Below are 16,830 nucleotides of genomic sequence, written 5' to 3'. Positions count from 1 at the left end.
CGGCACGCCGAAACGCTCGATCGGCGCGCGAAAGACCCACCCCCGGCCCGCCCGCGAGGCCGGACGGCAAAGCTGTGCTGCATGGCGTCTGCGGGGATGCCGTGTCGCACACCGTCGGCAGGTCCTCGGACTGCGCGGGCGTCGCTACAGCCCGCTCACCGTTGCGGGGCAGTCCCGGACTCGCACCGGGTTCCCCTGCTCGACAGCGAGGTCGAGCATACATGTTGTGGCGGCTGGAGCTTGCGGCCCCAGATGTAGTAGCGCGTGTCGTGTCGGCGGTGCCGCGCGTAGACAACGGAAACCGTGCCGGAACCGCCTCAGAACCGCATCGAGTAGACCATCAGGTCCACCCCGGGAGCCGCCGTCCAGTCCCGTCCCGGGGTGCGGAGGAAGCCGAGAGCATCGTAGATCCGGTGCGCCGCGGTCATCGTCGGCCGGGTGGAGAACGCCATTCCGGCCAGTCCGAGTTCCCGGCTCCGGGCGATCGCCGCGGACACCAGCGCCCGGCCGACGCCGCGGCCGCGGGCCGCCGCGCCGACCGCCAGCATCCGGATCTCGCCCTCGTGCGGCAGCGCGACGTCCGCCCACGGGGTGCCGCCGACCGCGAAGGTCACGCAGCCGAGCACCGGCCCGTCGGCGCCGCCGACGGCGACCAGCAGCTCGGCCTCCCGGTTGCGCCGGGCGGTGTCCCGAAGGAGGTCGACGTAGCCGGAGTCGGGACGGGTGTGGCCGTCGCCGACGAAGGCTTCGACGGAGACCTCCCCGGCTCCGGCGAGGTCGCGGTCGAGGGCGCGGCGGACGAGCGGGCGGAGGTCGGTCGGGGAGGGCATTCGGCCAGTGTGCCGGACCGGCGGCGGCGCGGGTCGGCCAGGTCGGGGTCGAAGGGGTAGCCGGTCGGCCGGTGCCGGTCGTCGCGGCCGTGCCGGCCGTTGCGGTCCAGGTCGCGGCCGACCAGGACGCCGAGGAGTCCGAAGCTGCCGATGAGGCCCAGCAGGGCGAGCGCGGTGGTCATGGCTCCACTGTCCGCGCCGCGGCAGCCCGGCACGAGTGGCAGGAACGCAGCATTGCCACGAAATCCTGCCACTGCCATGCTGGGCGGATGCTGAAGAACGTCGCGGTGATCGTGCTGGAGGAGATCCACCCCTTCGAGCTGGGTGTGGCCTGCGAGGTGTTCGGCCTGGACCGCAGCGAGGCGGGCCTGCCGGTCTACGAGTTCGGCCTGGTCGGCGACCGGCCCGGACCGATGCGCACCCACGCCGGCTTCGACGTCCACGTGCCGTACGGCCCCGAGCGGCTCGCCGACGCCGACCTGGTGATCGCCACCGCCACCGGCATCCGCGACGAGTACCCCGCCGCGCTGTGCGAGGCCCTGCGGGCCGCCCACGACCGCGGCGCCCACCTGCTGTCGATCTGCTCCGGCAGCTTCCTGCTCGGCGCCGCCGGCCTGCTCGACGGCCGCCGCAGCACCACCCACTGGCAGTACGCCGACCTGATGGCCGAGCGCTTCCCGCTGACCACCGTCGAACCCGACGTGCTGTACGTGGACGACGAGCCGGTGATCACCTCGGCCGGCACCGCCGCCGGCATCGACGCCTGCCTGCACCTGGTGCGCAAGGTGCAGGGCGCCGAGGTGGCCCGGGCGATCGCTCGCCGGATGGTGGTCGCCCCGCACCGCGACGGCGGGCAGGCCCAGTTCGTCAACCGCCCGCTGCCCGAGGGCGACGGCGACTCGCTGGCCGGGGTGCTGGAGTGGATGCGGCACCACCTCGACCGGGAGACCAGCGTGGACGACCTCGCCCGGCTCGCCCACATGTCCCCGCGCACTTTCGCCCGCCGCTTCCAGCAGGAGACCGGCACCACCCCGCACCGCTGGCTGACCGGCCAGCGGGTGCTGTTCGCGCAGCGCCTGCTGGAGTCCACCGACGAGACCGTGGACGCGGTCGCCGCCCGCTGCGGCTTCGGGAACGCCGCCACCCTGCGGCACCACTTCGGCCGCCGCCTCGGCACCACCCCGCAGGCCTACCGGCGGGCCTTCGGCGGCCCCGCCCGGACCGCCGACCGGCAGCCCGCCTGACGGCTCAGGACAGGTGCCCGGTCTGGTTCCAGGACGACGGCCGCAGCCGCCCCTCGCGGGCCCGCCACACGCTGGTCGAGCAGTTGGCCACCGGCGGCAGCGCCAGCAGCTCGTCCTCGCCCAGCCGGTCCAGCACGTGGCGCAGCATCAGCACCGTGCAGTCGTGGGCGACCACCAGCACCGGCCGGCCGGCCTCCTCGTCGTTCAGGTCGCGCAGCAGGCCGCGCACCCGCAGCGCCACGTCCAGCCAGGACTCGCCGCCGGGCGGCCGGTAGTACAGCTCGCCCATCCGCCGGCGGCGCTCCGCCTCGGCGGGGTGGTCGCGCTCGATGGCGGCCTTGGTCAGCATCTCCAGCACGCCCAGCTCGCGGTCGCGCAGCCGCTCGTCGTAGCGGACCGCCGGGCCCACCGGGACGGCGCCCGCCCCGGCCGCCTCGGCGAGGGCGATTCTCGCGGTCTCCGCGGTGCGCACGTACGGGGAGCACCACACCGAGCGGGGCCGGTCGGCGGGCGGCAGGGCGGCCCACCAGCGGCCCAGGTCGCGGGCCTGGGCCTGGCCGCGCAGGGACAGCGGGATGTCGGCGTCCCGGCAGGTGATCGGCACGGACAGCGCCCCGGTGGCGTCGGCGTGCCGGAACTCCACGTTGGCGGTGGACTCGCCGTGCCGGGTGGCGATCAGCACCGACGGCAGCCGCCGCCCGCCGTCGGCCTGCGTGCGGTGCCCGTTGCGTACCGTGGTGAGGTCGGTCATTGGCGGTGGCTCCCCGTTGTCGGTGCTGCGCGTGGTGGTGTCCGTCTCTCCCGGTCTCTCCCGAAAAGGGCTGTCATAACAGATGACCGCGCCGTCACCCCAGTGTCGATCGAGGCAACGGCGCGACCCAAGGGCGCATGCGGGGGCGGGTTGCGCCCCCGCACGCGTCAGTGCGCCATGGTGGGCTGCGGAGCCTGCTTCACGGCCTCGTCGCCGGCCTCCGCGGAGTAGTCGGCCCGCGAGGTCTCGTCGGTCCCCTCCGGGGCCTTCAGGGCCCGCAGGACCAGCGTCAGCACCACCGCGACGAGCACGTTCAGCACGAACCCGGTCAGGCCGATGTAGCCGATCTCCCCGATCACCGGGATCTTCGCCGCCGACCCGCCGAAGTGCTTGGTCGCCGGCGAGGCCACCCCGTACGCCCGCCAGGTGCCGTAGACCATGCCGACCGCCCAGCCGGCCAGCAGCGCCCAGCGGTGGAACCACCGGGTGAACAGGCCCGCCACCAGCGCCACCGCGGTCTGCAGGATCCACACGCCGCCCAGCAGCTGCATGTTGATCGCCGCCTGCTTGTCCATCACCAGCACGAACGCCAGCGCGCCGACCTTCACCAGCAGCGAGGCGATCTTCGCCACGCGGGTCTCGTCGGCCGGCGTCGCGTCCGGCTTCAGGAACTCCTTGTAGACGTTGCGGGTGAACAGGTTCGCCGCCGCGATCGACATGATCGCCGCCGGCACCAGCGCGCCCACCCCGATCGCCGCGAACGCCACGCCGGTGAACCAGCTGGGGAACATGTCCGCGAACAGCCGCGGCACCGCCAACTGGGCGTTGAAGTTCGTCTCGCCCCGGCTCACCCCGGCGGCGATCGCCATGAAGCCCAGCAGCGCCAGCAGGCCCAGCATCAGCGAGTACGTCGGCAGGATCGCCATGTTGCGGCGCACCGTGTTCCGGGACTTCGCCGCCAGGACGCCCGTCACCGAGTGCGGGTACATGAACAGCGCCAGCGCCGACCCGAACGCCAGCGTCGCGTACGACCACTGCCCGGCCGGGCCGGTGATCAGCGACCCCGGCGACTTGTGGGTCACCGGGTCCGGCGTGAACTTGTGCGCCGCCGCGTCGAAGATGTGCCCGTAGCCGCCCAGCCGGATCGGGATGTAGATCACCGCGACCAGGATCACGATGTACACCAGCGCGTCCTTGACGAAGGCGATCAGCGCCGGCGCCCGCAGCCCCGACGAGTACGTGTACGCCGCCAGCACGCCGAACGCCACGAACAGCGGCAGGTCCTGCAGGAACCAGTTCCCGGTGCCGCCCACGCCCAGCACGTCCAGCACCGCCTGGATGCCCACCAGCTGCAGCGCCACGTACGGCATGGTGGCCAGGATGCCGGTCAGCGCCACCGCCACCGACAGCCCGCGCGACCCGTACCGGCCGCGCACGAAGTCCGCCGGCGTCACGTAGCCGTGCACCCGCGACACCGACCACAGCCGCGGCAGGAACAGGAACACCAGCGGGTACGCGATGATCGTGTACGGCACCGCGAAGAAGCCCGCCGCACCCGTCCCGTAGACCGCGGCCGGCACGGCGATGAACGTGTACGCGGTGTACAGGTCGCCGCCCAGCAGGAACCAGGTGATCCAGGTGCCGAAGCTGCGGCCGCCCAGACCCCACTCGTGCAGGTGCTGCGCGTCGTCCGCGCGGCGCCAGCGCGAGGCCAGGAAGCCCATCACGGTGACCAGGGCGAAGAACAGCAGGAAGACCGTCATCGCGGTCCAGTCCACGTGCTTCACGACTGCTCACCCCCGTCCGGCTGCGCCGGGAGGGCCACCGGGCCGGCCGCGGCCGCGGCGGCGGCCTTGCGGGCCGCCTCGTCACGGCGCAGCAGCAGGTACGCGGAGGTGGTGAACACCGCCGACAGCGGCACCCACAGCAGCTGGTACCAGTAGAAGAACGGCATGCCGCCGAGCCTCGGCTCGGTCTTGGCGTACGACGGAACCCACAGCACCACCACGATCGGCACCAGCAGGCACAGGCCTGCCAGCACCCGGGCGGGGGAGACCGCGGGCAGTGCGCCCGCGGATGGCGATTGAGACGACACGAGCGGCTCCCGGATGACGAGGAGTCACCTCACTGGCACCGCACCGCACATCGCCGTTCCGCCGCGCTGTACGTCCGCCGAGCAGCACCTTCGGTGATCGAAAGGTCTCCGCGAGAGTAGGGCAGGGGAGTGAGGTGTGTCACTACCCTGTCAACCACGCGTCATTCGGGCCGCCGGAGCCGGGTGGTGAACTTGTACCGGTCCCCGCGGTAGATCGAGCGCACCCACTCCACCGGCGCGCCGTCCGCGTCGAACGAGTGCCGGGACAGCTGCAGCATCGGCAGGCCCAGGTCGGAGCCGAGCAGGCCCGCCTCGCGCGGGTTGGCCAGGGTGGTCTCGATGGTTTCCTCGGCCTCCGCGACCGTCACCCCGTAGACCTCGCGCAGCGCCGTGTACAGCGAGTTGTGCTTGGCGAGGTTGCGCCGGAGCGCGGGGAAGCGCTTGGCCGACAGGTGCGCCACCTCGATCGCCATCGGGTCGCCGTTCGCGAGCCGGAGGCGCTCGATCCGCAGCACGCGCCCGCCGGGCTTGATGTCCAGCAGCGGGGCGAGCCGCTCGTCCGCGGAGATGTACGCGACCTCGACCAGGCGGGAGGTCGGCTCCATGCCCTGGGCGCGCATGTCCTCGGTGTACGAGGTCAGTTGCAGCGCCTGGGCGACCTTCGGCTTGGCGACGAAGGTGCCCTTGCCCTGGATGCGCTCCAGCCGGCCCTCGACCACCAGCTCCTGCAGCGCCTGCCGGACCGTGGTGCGCGAGGTGTCGAACTGGGCGGCCAGCGCCCGCTCCGGCGGCACCGGCGTGCCGGCCGGCTGGGTCTCGGTCAGCTGCAGCAGGTGCCGCTTCAGGCCGTAGTACTTCGGCACCCGGGCCGTGGCGGTGGCAGGGCCGGTCTGGGTCGGCACCGCGGGGCCCTCGGCGAGCGCCGCCGCATCCCTGTCGCCACTCATGGCAGCTCTCACTCCTCGTTGGAGGCGGTCCTTAACGGACCCCTAAGTCCTATGTAACAGCACATGTTTGCACGCACGGGGAAGCAAGCGGGAGCGCCCGCGGGCAAACCGGTACGCGACGGGCCCGGAACGGAGCGCCTGGCGCCCGCCCCGGGCCCGTACCCGAGTGTCTCAGCCGGCCGTGGCCGCGGTCACCGCGAGCCCGGCCAGCGCCTCCGCTGCGGCGATCGCGCAGACCCGCGAACCGCCGTACGTGGCAAGGGTGGTGACGCCCAGCGGGGCGAACAGCTCGGCCACCCCGTGGGCGGTGCCGATCTCCACCACGACGGCGTCCGGCCGCTGCTCGACCAGGGCGAGCGCGGCCCGCCGCATCCAGGAGTGCCGGTGCACGTCGCGCACCACCAGCACCAGCGGACGGCCCACCGCGGCGCCGAGCAGCGGCGCGGTGTCGACCACGGCGTCCTCGGCGGCGACCGCGACGTGCAGCAGGCCGGAGCCCTCGGTCACGGTGGCCGGCGGGGAGACCCGGCTGGAGGTGGTGCCGGGGACCAGCTCGGCCAGCGGGCCGGCCACGCCCCACGGCGTGTCGTCGCCGGCCGCGATGTTCGCACCGGGGGAGAACTCGACCACGTGCGGGACCCCGCCCAGCGGGCGCAGGCCGCCGGTGATCCGCAGCGCCCGGCGGGCGGCCGCCAGGCCGACGCCGACCTCGCCCTGCTGCCCGACCAGCGAGGCCCGCAGGCCGGCGGACCAGCGGGCCACGGCCCGGTTGCGCTCGGCGGCCTCGTGCAGCCGCTCGGCCGACAGCCGGCCCTCGCGGACCGCCCAGACCAGCGCGTCGCGCAGGTACACGAAGGCGTCCTCGTCCTGCAGGCCGCCGCCGACGCAGATGGTGTCGGCGCCCGCCGCGACGGCCCGCACCGAGCCGGCCGCGACGCCGTGGGTGCCGGAGATGGCGCCCATCTCGATGCCGTCGGTGACGATCAGCCCGTCGAAGCCGAGTTCCTCGCGGAGCAGCCCGGTGAGGATGCGCTGCGACATGGTGGCGGGCAGCTGGGCGTCGTACGCGTCGAACAGGATGTGCGCGGTCATGATGCTCTTCACGCCGGCCGCGATGGCCGCCTTGAAGGGCAGCAGGTGCTGGCCGAACTGGTCGGCGGCCAGGTCGATCCGGGGCAGCCCGAGGTGCGAGTCGCCGGCCGTGTCGCCGTGGCCGGGGAAGTGCTTGGCGCAGGCCGCGACGCCGGCCGACTGCAGGCCGCGGACGTACGCGGCGGTGTGCCGGGCCGCCAGTTCGCCGTCGCCGCCGAAGGACCGGACGCCGATCACCGGGTTGTCCGGGTTGGAGTTGACGTCCGCGTCGGGCGCGTAGTCGAGGTTCACGCCGACGGCGGCCAGGTCGAACCCGATGGAGCGGGCGACCCGCTCGGTGAGGTCGGTGTCGTCGACCTCGCCGAGCGCCAGGTTGCCGGGGTAGGAGGACCCGCTGGTCACTTCGAGGCGGGTGACGTCGCCGCCCTCCTCGTCCGTGGCGATCAGCAGGTCGCCGTTGAGCGCGTACATCTCCGCGGTCAGCGCGGCGACCTGCTGCGGGGTGCGGATGTTGCGGCCGAACAGGGCGACGCCGCCGAGTTCGCCGTCGCCCAGTCTGCGGCGCAGCCACTCGGGTGCGGTCAGACCGGCGAAGCCGGGCTGCAGGACCGCTCCGGCGTCGCTCAGGAGTGAGGCGCTTTCCGTACCGGGCATCGCCATGGTTCCTTCCCTGGGGGTGGAGGTGCTTCAGGTGCGATTGGGGTGTGGGAGGGGACTCAGCCCTTGACCGCACCGGCGGTGAGACCCGCCGACACCTTCTTCTGGAAGAACACGAACAGGATGATCACGGGCAGCGAGACCAGCAGGCCGCCGGCCATCTGCGCGCCGTAGTCCGCACCCCGGGTGGGGGTGGTGGAGTAGAACGTCAGCCAGATCATCGAGGTCTTCTGGCCGCTGGTGGACATCAGCGTGTTGGCGACGATGAACTCGTTCCACGCCTGGATCCAGCTGTAGACGCCGGTGGTGATCAGGCCGGGCAGGGTGAGCGGCAGGATGACGCGGAAGAACGCGCCCCACTGGGTGCAGCCGTCGACCATGGCGGCCTCGTCCAGCTCGGCCGGGATGTTCACGATGAACGAGCGGAGCGTCCAGATCACGTACGGGACGGTGAAGACCAGGTACGCGAGGACCACGCCGAAGATCGTGCCGGTCATGCCGGCGCCGTTCATCACCACGAACAGCGGGATGATGATCGCCAGCAGCGGCACCATCTGGACCACCAGCATGGTGACGATGAAGAAGTTGCGGCCGCGGAACTTGAACCGGGCCACCGCGACGGCGGCGAGGAAGCCGACCACCAGGCCGAGGACCACGGAGCCCAGGGTCAGGTAGAGGGTGTTCCACAGCGACGGCAGGAACAGCGAGTCGTCGAAGATCGTCTTGTAGCTCTCGAACGAGAAGGACGAGGGCCAGAAGGTCGGGTCCTGGGAGATCAGGTCCTTGTTCGTCTTGAACGTGGTGATGATCATCCAGTAGATCGGGAACGCCATGACCACGGCGATGCCGATGCCGACGACGTTCCAGAACCAGGTCATCACCGGGTTGCGGCCGGTCTCCCGGGCCTTCTTGACCTTCTTCGGAGCGCTCGGGATCACGACCGGCGCGGCCTGCTGGGTGCTGGTGGTCATCGCTCGTTGGCTCCGATCTTGAGCATCTGGCGGATGTAGTACACGAGCACCGCCAGCATCAGAAGGATCATGGCGATCGAGATCACCGCGCTGTCGCTGTACTTGGAGGCGACCACGCCCTTCTCGTACAGGTAGACGCCGATCGTCCAGTAGTCCGGCTCGGGCGAGGTGTTGCGCAGGGTGAAGATCTGCGTGAAGACCTGGAAGTCCCAGATGAAGCTGAGCGCGGCGGAGATCATCAGGAACGGCCGGATGACCGGGATGGTGACGTGCCGGAAGGTCTGGAAGGCGTTGGCGCCGTCCAGCTTGGCGGCCTCGGTCAGCTCCTTCGGGACCTGGGTGAGCGCGGCGTACAGGCCCAGCACCAGGAAGGGCAGCGCGCCCCAGATGATGACCGCGGCGCCGACCACGTACAGGCCGACGGTCGGGTCGGCGAACCAGTCGTAGTGCTTCCACGACTCGTCGCCGGTGACCAGGTAGGCGAGGTAGTCGACCACGCCGCCGTTGGAGGTGAACAGCCAGCGGAACACCTGGCCGTTGACCAGCGCGGGGATCGCCCAGACGAACATCAGGACGGTGATGATCGTGACCCGGACCCAGTTGGAGACCCGGTTGAGGAGCAGGGCGATCAGCATGCCCAGCACCATCGAGAGGATGACCAGCTCCGCGGTGAAGTAGACCGAGCGGAGCACGACCTCCCAGAACTGGCTGTCGCCGAGGATCTTGGTGTAGCCGTCCAGCCCGATGTACTTCGAGAGCCCCGGGTTCGCCAGGTACGCGTACCGGTTGACGTTCTTGAACGACAGATTGATCAGGCTGAAGAGCGGATACGCCAGAACGCCCACCAGTACGACGACGGCGGGCACGAGGAGGGCGTAGGGGATGTACTGGCCGGCCGCGAAGAACCCGCGGCGCTGCGGCTTCTCCACCGGGGCAGGCCCCGACTTTTCGGACCGGGTCACGGTCTCGTTGGTGGTCACACTCATCAGGGTCCTTCCCGGGCCCGCGGTTCTGGTCGGTCCTGGCGCGCGGGTGGGCAGTCCGCGCGATCGCGGACTGCCCACCCCTTCTCACGGCGCTCAGTGCGGTGGTCCGCCCGGGAGCGGACTCCCGGGCCGACCGCGGATCAGCTGGGTCAGCCGTTCAGGTCCTTGACGATGGTGTCCTGGGCCTTCTTGAGCTCGGCGGCCGGGTCGCCGCCGGCGGCGATCGCACCGAAGGCGTTCTTCAGCGCGGTCTCGTCGGCGCCGGACCACAGCGGCGAGTTCGGGATGAACCAGGTCGCGCCCTCGGCCGCGTCACCCGTCGCCTTGTTCGCCGGGTCGGCCTGCTTGTAGGCGGCGACCAGGTTCTTGGCGTTCGGGATGGCGTGCTTGGCGAGCGCGGTCTGCTGCTTGGTGTTGGTGTAGATCTGCAGGAAGGTCGCGCCCAGGCCCGGGTTGGCGGACTTGGACGGGACGGCCAGGTCGGAGCCGCCGAGGAAGGCCGGGGTGGTGGAGCCGGCCGCGGTGCCCGGGAGGGCGATGGTGGCGAGCTTGTCCTTCAGCGCCGGGTCGCCGGTCTTCGGGTCGGCGACGGCGGAGACCTCCCAGCCGTTGCCGATGATGGCGGCGATGTTGCCCTTGGCCATCAGCGCGTCCTGGGTGGCCTCGTCAGTGGTGGTGCCGCCGACCGAGAACTCCTTCTGCAGGTCGTTCCAGGTCTTGACGCCCTCGACGAACTTCGGGTCGGTCAGGTTGCCGGTCCACTTCTCGCCGTCCTTCTTGGCGATGACGCCCTTGACGCCGAACGGGCCCGCGCCGAAGGAGACGGCGGAGTACCAGTTCTGGCCCGGCATGTACAGCGCGGAGAAGCCCGGGACGGCGGCGTTGGCGGCCTTGACCTTGGTCAGGGCGGCCTTCAGCTCGTCGACGGTGGTCGGGGCCTGGGTGACACCGGCGGCGTCGAACAGGTCCTTGCGGTAGATCAGGACGCGGGCGCCGGCGTAGTACGGGACGGCGTAGGTCTTGGAGCCGTCGGCCGACTGGCCGGAGGCGGCCAGCGAGTCCAGCCACTTGTCCGAGTTGTCGAACTGGCTCTTGACCGAGGTCAGGTCGACGAAGGAGCCGGCCTCGATGTACTTGGCGGCCTGGGTGTTACCGAGCTCCAGCGCGTCCGGGCCGTTGCCGGAGAGCAGGGCGGTGTCGAGCTTGGTGGTGTAGTTGGTCCAGGTCTGCCACTGGATGTCGACCTCGGCGCCGGTCTGCTCGGTGAACTCCTTCTTCGCCGCCTCGACGACCTCGGGCCAGCCCTTCTGGGCGTCGTCCATCAGCCAGACGGTGATCTTCTTGCCCTTGCCGTCCTTGCTCAGGGTGGCCTTGTCACCGCCGGAGCCGGACGAAGACGAGGAGCAAGCCGAGGCGACGAGCACGGTGGCAATGGCGGCCACGGCTGCGATCTTGCGGTTCAAACCATCCTCCAGAGGGATGAGCAAGGTAGGGCACCGGGCTGCCGGGCCACTGGCCCTGAAGCTGCGTCGTGCCGTAGGGGGAACGTCACCGGGTGACACGGACACGAACTGCCGGGGCAGGCGGGCCGATCCGTGAGGTGGAGTAGACCATTGGTTTAGACCAACGCCTGGAGATTGGCATGGACCAATGACGAGCGTCAAGGGATCGAAGAGCGTCTGCACAAGCCGTTATCAACGCTTGACTCGGCCGTGTTGGACTGGACCAAGTCGGGGGCGGATCCCGATATGACGGGACGAATCGACCACCTGCGAGCCCTCGGCGGCGGTAGCTCAACGTGGCCTGAAGCGAACCTTAAGTGAGCCCTAAGGAGCGGCCCGCGGCGGTATTGACGTGACCGGGGCGGAACCGGCAACGGATCGGCAACAAGCGGGAGTTGTAATCATCACGCGCGTTGACGCTGCAAATGGTCTAGGCCAGGATCCGGAAAAGCTGGTCTGTACCACCGCGCAGACCTCCCCGCACCTAATTCGGAGGATTGCGTGAAGCGTCAGGTTCTGGCCGCGATCAGCACCGCCGCTCTGCTGGCCGCCGTCGCCGGCTGTTCGTCCGACGGGAAGTCGGCCGCGCCCTCGGCCACCGCCGACCCGAAGAACGCCACCGGGACCGTCACGGTGTGGCTCATGGACGACGCGCAGAAGAGCTGGCCCGAGCTGGTCCAGCAGGTCAACGACCAGTTCGCCGCCAAGTACCCCAAGGTGGAGCTCAAGCTCAGCTACCACACCTGGGCGAACAAGATCGCCGAGCTGGACGCCGCCATCAAGGCCAACCAGGCGCCCGACGTGGTCGAGCTCGGCAACACCGAGACCATGAAGTACATGGTGAACGGCTCGCTGCTGGGCCTCGACCGCACCGGATTCGACAACTCCGACAACTGGATCAAGGGTCTCGCCGACACCTGCACGTACAACCAGAAGCTTTACTGCGTCCCCTATTACGCGGGCGCCCGGGTCGGCGTCTACAACGCGAAGATGTTCCAGGACGCCACCGGTTCCGCGGACCTTCCGCAGACCGAGGACGAACTCACCGCCGCCCTCGACAAGGTGGCCCAGCGGAACAAGGGCGTCCCCGGATTCTCCGCGCTCTACCTGCCCGGCCCCTACTGGTACGCCGCGATGTCCTACGTCACCGCGTACGGCGGCTCGATCGCCAAGTTCGACTCCAGCGGCCTCTGGCACGGCACCCTGCACGACCCCAAGTCGCAGCAGGGCCTGCAGCACTTCGTCAACCTGGTCCGGACGTACAACAAGAGCGGCGACCTCAAGGTCAACGAGGCCAAGCAGGCCGGGGTGCTCGGCCACGAGAAGGCCGGCCTGATCTACGCCAACGGCTGGGAGCTGGGCGACGCGATCGCCCCGATCACCGGCACCCCGGCGCTCAAGGACGCGCTGAAGATCGTCACGATGCCCGGCCCGAACGGCAAGCCGCTGCCCTCCTTCATCGGCGGCTCCGACCTCGCCGTCACCGCGAAGACGCAGAACGCCGCGATCGCCACCGACTGGGTGCGGATGTTCACCAGCACCAAGTCCGAGCAGGTGCTCGCCGACAAGGACACCCTGCCCAACAACCTGACCCAGCTGGCGCCCCTGAAGAACAAGCCCGCCACCGCCGCGGCCGCCAACGCCGTCCAGGACGCCTGGTTCACCCCCGCCGCCCCCGGCTGGGGAGCGGTCGAGAAGCAGAACGTCCTGGTGAACATGCTGGACTCGATCTTCAGGGGCAAGAGCGTCGACGACGCCACCAAGGACGCCGACGCCCAGATCGACCAGCTGATCAACAACCCGTCCTGACCCCCGGCCGATCCCGCGGACCGGGCCCGACGCACCGTCACGACGTGTGCTGCGGGGCCCGGTCCACGTAGGATCGGCACAGAACAGTTCCACGCAGCGAGGGTGCGGACTCGCCGCCGTTCAGAGGTCCCCGTCGGGCGTCCCGCCCCACGGGGTAGAACCATCTCTCCACGGAGGCACACCCCGATGTCCGACCCGCAGACTGTTTCCGTTCCCGGCAGGATCATGTCGGCGGAGATGGCCGAGCAGCCGGCCGTCCTGCAGCGCATCCTCGACGAGGGTGCGCCGGCGATCCGAGAGATCGCCAAGCAGATCGCCGCCCGCAACCCGCGGTTCGTCCTGCTCACCGCCCGCGGCACCTCCGACAACGCCGCGCTGTACGCCAAGTACCTGATCGAGGTGCTGCTCGGCAAGCCCGCCGGCCTCACCTCGATGTCCACCACCACCGCGTACGGCGCCAAGCCGGACCTCACCGACTGCCTGGTCATCACCGTCAGCCAGTCCGGCGGCTCGCCGGACCTGGTCGCCTCCACCAAGGCGGCCCGCGAGGCCGGCGCGATCACCCTGGCGGTCACCAACAACGCCGGCTCGCCGCTGGCCGAGGTCTCCGAGTTCCACATCGACGTGCTGGCCGGGCCGGAGAAGGCGCTGCCCGCCACCAAGACCTACACCGCCGAACTGCTGGCGCTGTACCTCTTCGTCGAGGGCCTGCGCGGGGGCGACGGCGCCGCCGCCAAGGTGCTGCCGGAGCTGGCCGCCGGGATCCTGGCCCGCCAGGCCGAGGTCAAGTCGCTCGCCGAGCGGTACCGGTTCGCCCAGCGGCTGGTCATCACCTCGCGCGGCTACGGCTACCCGACGGCCCGCGAGGCCGCGCTGAAGCTGATGGAGACCACGTACATCCCGGCCTCCCCGTTCTCCGGCGCGGACCTGCTGCACGGGCCGCTGGCCATGGTCGACAACGTCTCGCCGGTCATCGCGATCGTCCCCGACGGCAAGGGCGGCGAGGCGCTCCAGCCCGTCCTGGACCGCCTGCGCGGCCGCGGTGCGGACCTCGTCGTGGTCGGCCAGCAGGACCAGGTCGACGCCGCGAGCGCGGGCTTCGCCCTGCCGGCCGGCGTGCCCGAGGAGGTCCAGCCGATCCTGGAGATCCTGCCGCTGCAGCTCCTCGCGTACGAGGTCACCATCGCCCGCGGGCAGGACCCGGACGCGCCGCGGGCCCTGGCGAAGGTCACCGAGACGCACTGAGACCCGCTGCGCGAAGGCCGCCCCCACCGGAAGTCGGTGGGGGCGGCCTTTTTACGCGCGGGCGGGAGAGCCGGGGCGGGGGGAACCGCGAGACGGGCGCGAAGCACGCCGTGTGCGCGCCCCGCCTTCGCGCTCCCGTCCGGAAAACACTACGGGCCACGGCGCCGACACAGGACCCTCAACCTGTGCGGCACCGCAGCCCGGAGCTGTATGCCGGAGGCGGGGACCGTCCGAGAGTTGTGCGGGACCCTCGGAACGACGCCTCCGACCGAGGAGGGGCCTCGCGCGGTCAGGGCAGTTGCGCGGGGGGCCTCTCCTTGGTGCACCTTCATTGTGGACTAGACCAATCTGGGTTGTCCAGAGGCCCGTGGCGATTGGTCTGGACAACGTGGCCCCGAGCGGTCGGCGATACGCTCACGGTGTGCCCTCGCTGAACGAACTCGTCCGCCGCCACACCACCCTCACCGGTGCCGACGTGGAGTGGCTGCATCTGCTGGTCTCGGAGTGGCAGCTGCTCTCCGACCTGTCCTTCGCCGACCTGGTGCTGTGGATCCCCACCTGGGACGGCATCCGGTACGTCTCGGTGGCCCAGATGCGGCCGAACACCGGCCCCACCTCGTACCAGGACGACATGGTCGGCCACCTGGTGCCGCGCGGCCGCCGGCCGCTGCTGGACGCCGCGTACGACGAGGGGCGGATCGTCCGGGAGGGCGACCCGGAGTGGCGGGAGGAGGTGCCGGTGCGGGTGGAGTCCATCCCGGTGCGACGGGACGGCAAGGTGCTCGGCGTGATCGCCCGGAACACCAACCTGCTGACGGTGCGCACCCCGAGCCGGCTGGAGCTGACCTACCTGCAGAGCGCCTCGGACCTGGCGCAGATGATCGCCGCCGGCACGTTCCCGTTCCCGGGCGCCGAGCAGGCGGACATGGACGCCGCGCCGCGGGTCGGCGACGGCCTGATCCGGCTGGACGCGGAGGGCGTGGTGACGTACGCCAGCCCGAACGCGCTGTCGGCGTACCACCGGCTGGGCCTGACCACGGACCTGGTGGGCAGTCACCTCGGCCAGGCCACCGCCGAACTGGTGCCGCCCAGCCGCGGCGCGGTGCACGAGGCGATGGTGAAGATGGCCAGCGGCTGGGCGCCCCGGCAGACCGAGGTGGAGGCGCAGGGCGGCGTGGTGACGCTGCGGACCATCCCGCTGAAGCCCAAGGGGACGCCCACCGGCTCCCTGGTGCTCTGCCGGGACGTCACCGAACTGCGCCGGCGGGACCGCGAACTGATGACCAAGGACGCCACCATCCGGGAGATCCACCACCGGGTGAAGAACAACCTGCAGACGGTCGCGGCGCTGCTGCGGCTGCAGTCCCGCCGGATGGAGTCCGACGCCGGCCGGGCCGCGCTCGACGAGGCGGTGCGCCGGGTCGGCTCGATCGCCATCGTGCACGAGACGCTCTCGCAGGCGCTGGACGAGCAGGTGGCGTTCGACGAGATCGCCGACCGGGTGCTGGCGATGGTGATGGAGCTGTCCCAGGACGGGCGGGTGGCGACCCGCCGCAGCGGCTCGTTCGGCATCCTGTCCGCCGAGGTGGCGACCCCGTTGGCGATGATCCTCACCGAGCTGATGCAGAACGCCCTGGAGCACGCGTTCGGCCCGTCCGCCTCCGGCAACCTGGAGGTGAGCGCGCTGCGCGGCCGCGCGCCGGTCGGCGGCAAGGGCTGGTCGGACAGCTGGAACAACGGGGTGCGGCCCGAGGAGTACCTGATGATCACCGTGCAGGACGACGGCCGCGGCATGCCCGAGGGCTTCGACCCCCAGCAGGCCGGCAACCTGGGCCTGCAGATCGTCCGCACCCTGGCCACCGGCGAACTCGGCGGCAGCTTCGACATGGTGGCGGCCCCGGGCGGCGGCACCAAGGTGGTGCTGGAGATCCCGGTCCGCTAGCGGGAGTTGACGGGGCAACAGAAACGAGGCCCTGCCGACCGGGGGGGGTGGGTCGGCAGGGCCTCTCAACCCGGTCCGGCCGTCGGGGGGAGTCGGCCGGAACGGGGGCTCTGGTGTGGCGCGACGCGCGCCTCGCGTGCGTTGCACACGGTGAGCGCCACAGGTCCACAATATTGCTCTAAGTGAACAGTATCAAGTGCCTGGGCGGCTCGCGTCGTCGACCCCGCAGGTGGAGCGGGGCCCGTTCGGGAAGGCTCGGCCGGCCAGTCGCGGCCGAACCCTTGATCGCGGGTTGATCCGTACTGCTACTGATGGTGCGTCAGGCGGTGCGGGCGCGGTTGCGGGCAGCGCGGCGCTTCATGGCGCGACGCTCGTCCTCGCTCATTCCGCCCCAGACGCCGGCGTCCTGGCCGGTCTCGAGCGCCCACTGCAGGCACTGCTCCATGACGGGGCAACGGCGGCACACGGCCTTGGCTTCCTCGATCTGCAGCAGAGCAGGACCGGTGTTCCCGATCGGGAAGAACAGCTCCGGGTCCTCTTCGCGGCAGACAGCGCGGTGGCGCCAGTCCATGGTCGTCCAACTCCTCCGGTCGACGGGCGGTGGCCCGCGACTCACTCGAATGGCTTGTGAATGTGAACGCTTTCACGAATCCCGCAACAGCAAAAGGGACCAAAGGCCCACCGGGCCCGGGAGGTCTGTGCTGAGAGGGGTTCGGCGATTCGAGGGACTCTGCCGCGATGTCCCGCTGCGGTGTGTCC

14 protein-coding genes and 1 riboswitch are annotated in these 16,830 nt (G+C 70.9%); of the genes, 4 read left to right on the top strand and 10 right to left on the bottom strand.

The window, feature by feature from the left end; translation table 11 throughout:
- Positions 1 to 98: 98 nt before the first annotated feature.
- Positions 99 to 236: riboswitch (cobalamin riboswitch) on the bottom strand.
- A gap of 81 nt (positions 237 to 317) precedes the next feature.
- On the bottom strand, positions 318 to 830 hold the full coding sequence (locus ACFV1L_RS27600; protein WP_380370620.1) for a GNAT family N-acetyltransferase: 513 nt from the start codon (positions 828 to 830) through the stop codon (positions 318 to 320).
- Positions 831 to 1,099: 269 nt separating this feature from the next.
- Between ACFV1L_RS27600 and ACFV1L_RS27595 the strand changes: the two genes are divergently transcribed.
- A complete protein-coding gene (locus tag ACFV1L_RS27595) occupies positions 1,100 to 2,074 on the top strand; it encodes a helix-turn-helix domain-containing protein (protein ID WP_380370617.1) in 975 nt (324 codons plus the stop codon).
- A gap of 4 nt (positions 2,075 to 2,078) precedes the next feature.
- Here the strand turns inward: ACFV1L_RS27595 and ACFV1L_RS27590 are convergent, their stop codons facing one another.
- The 8 genes from ACFV1L_RS27590 to ACFV1L_RS27555 form a co-directional block, all read right to left on the bottom strand.
- The gene (locus ACFV1L_RS27590) at positions 2,079 to 2,825 is read right to left on the bottom strand and encodes a histidine phosphatase family protein (protein WP_380370615.1); all 747 of its coding nucleotides are present in this window, start codon (positions 2,823 to 2,825) and stop codon (positions 2,079 to 2,081) included.
- A gap of 167 nt (positions 2,826 to 2,992) precedes the next feature.
- Positions 2,993 to 4,588 (bottom strand): monocarboxylate uptake permease MctP, encoded by a 1,596-nt coding sequence (gene mctP, locus ACFV1L_RS27585; RefSeq protein ID WP_380370688.1) that lies wholly within the window; start codon positions 4,586 to 4,588, stop codon positions 2,993 to 2,995.
- 20 nt (positions 4,589 to 4,608) lie between these two features.
- A complete protein-coding gene (locus ACFV1L_RS27580) occupies positions 4,609 to 4,920 on the bottom strand; it encodes a DUF3311 domain-containing protein (protein WP_380370613.1) in 312 nt (103 codons plus the stop codon).
- Positions 4,921 to 5,081: 161 nt separating this feature from the next.
- A complete protein-coding gene (locus ACFV1L_RS27575) occupies positions 5,082 to 5,867 on the bottom strand; it encodes a GntR family transcriptional regulator (protein ID WP_380370610.1) in 786 nt (261 codons plus the stop codon).
- Positions 5,868 to 6,038: 171 nt separating this feature from the next.
- Positions 6,039 to 7,613, bottom strand: a complete 1,575-nt coding sequence (locus ACFV1L_RS27570; protein WP_380370607.1) for a glycoside hydrolase family 3 protein — start codon at positions 7,611 to 7,613, stop codon at positions 6,039 to 6,041.
- A 62-nt stretch (positions 7,614 to 7,675) separates the two neighbouring features.
- Positions 7,676 to 8,587, bottom strand: a complete 912-nt coding sequence (locus ACFV1L_RS27565) for a carbohydrate ABC transporter permease (protein ID WP_380370604.1) — start codon at positions 8,585 to 8,587, stop codon at positions 7,676 to 7,678.
- The gene (locus ACFV1L_RS27560) at positions 8,584 to 9,573 is read right to left on the bottom strand and encodes a carbohydrate ABC transporter permease (protein ID WP_380370602.1); all 990 of its coding nucleotides are present in this window, start codon (positions 9,571 to 9,573) and stop codon (positions 8,584 to 8,586) included. The genes ACFV1L_RS27565 and ACFV1L_RS27560 overlap by 4 nt, the downstream gene beginning before the upstream one ends.
- 149 nt (positions 9,574 to 9,722) lie before the next feature.
- Positions 9,723 to 11,015 (bottom strand): extracellular solute-binding protein, encoded by a 1,293-nt coding sequence (locus tag ACFV1L_RS27555; protein ID WP_380370599.1) that lies wholly within the window; start codon positions 11,013 to 11,015, stop codon positions 9,723 to 9,725.
- Positions 11,016 to 11,576: 561 nt separating this feature from the next.
- Between ACFV1L_RS27555 and ACFV1L_RS27550 the strand changes: the two genes are divergently transcribed.
- From ACFV1L_RS27550 to ACFV1L_RS27540, 3 genes are all read left to right on the top strand, one after another.
- Complete coding sequence (locus ACFV1L_RS27550) at positions 11,577 to 12,884, top strand: sugar transporter (protein ID WP_380370597.1); 1,308 nt, start codon at positions 11,577 to 11,579, stop codon at positions 12,882 to 12,884.
- A gap of 186 nt (positions 12,885 to 13,070) precedes the next feature.
- Positions 13,071 to 14,129 carry an SIS domain-containing protein gene (locus ACFV1L_RS27545; protein ID WP_380370595.1) on the top strand — a complete coding sequence of 353 codons (1,059 nt, stop codon included), beginning with the start codon at positions 13,071 to 13,073 and terminating at the stop codon, positions 14,127 to 14,129.
- Between the two features lie 421 nt (positions 14,130 to 14,550).
- Positions 14,551 to 16,071, top strand: a complete 1,521-nt coding sequence (locus tag ACFV1L_RS27540) for a sensor histidine kinase (RefSeq protein WP_380370594.1) — start codon at positions 14,551 to 14,553, stop codon at positions 16,069 to 16,071.
- 319 nt (positions 16,072 to 16,390) lie between these two features.
- Here ACFV1L_RS27540 and ACFV1L_RS27535 read toward each other — a convergent pair whose 3' ends face one another.
- Positions 16,391 to 16,642, bottom strand: coding sequence for a WhiB family transcriptional regulator (locus ACFV1L_RS27535; RefSeq protein WP_014138019.1), 252 nt, complete (start codon positions 16,640 to 16,642; stop codon positions 16,391 to 16,393).
- Positions 16,643 to 16,830: the final 188 nt, after the last annotated feature.

Source organism: Kitasatospora sp. NPDC059646 (genome assembly GCF_042734615.1).
Lineage (GTDB): Bacteria > Actinomycetota > Actinomycetes > Streptomycetales > Streptomycetaceae > Kitasatospora.
The sequence above is the reverse complement of the archived record's forward strand: the minus strand, read 5'-3'. Positions and strand labels throughout refer to the sequence as shown.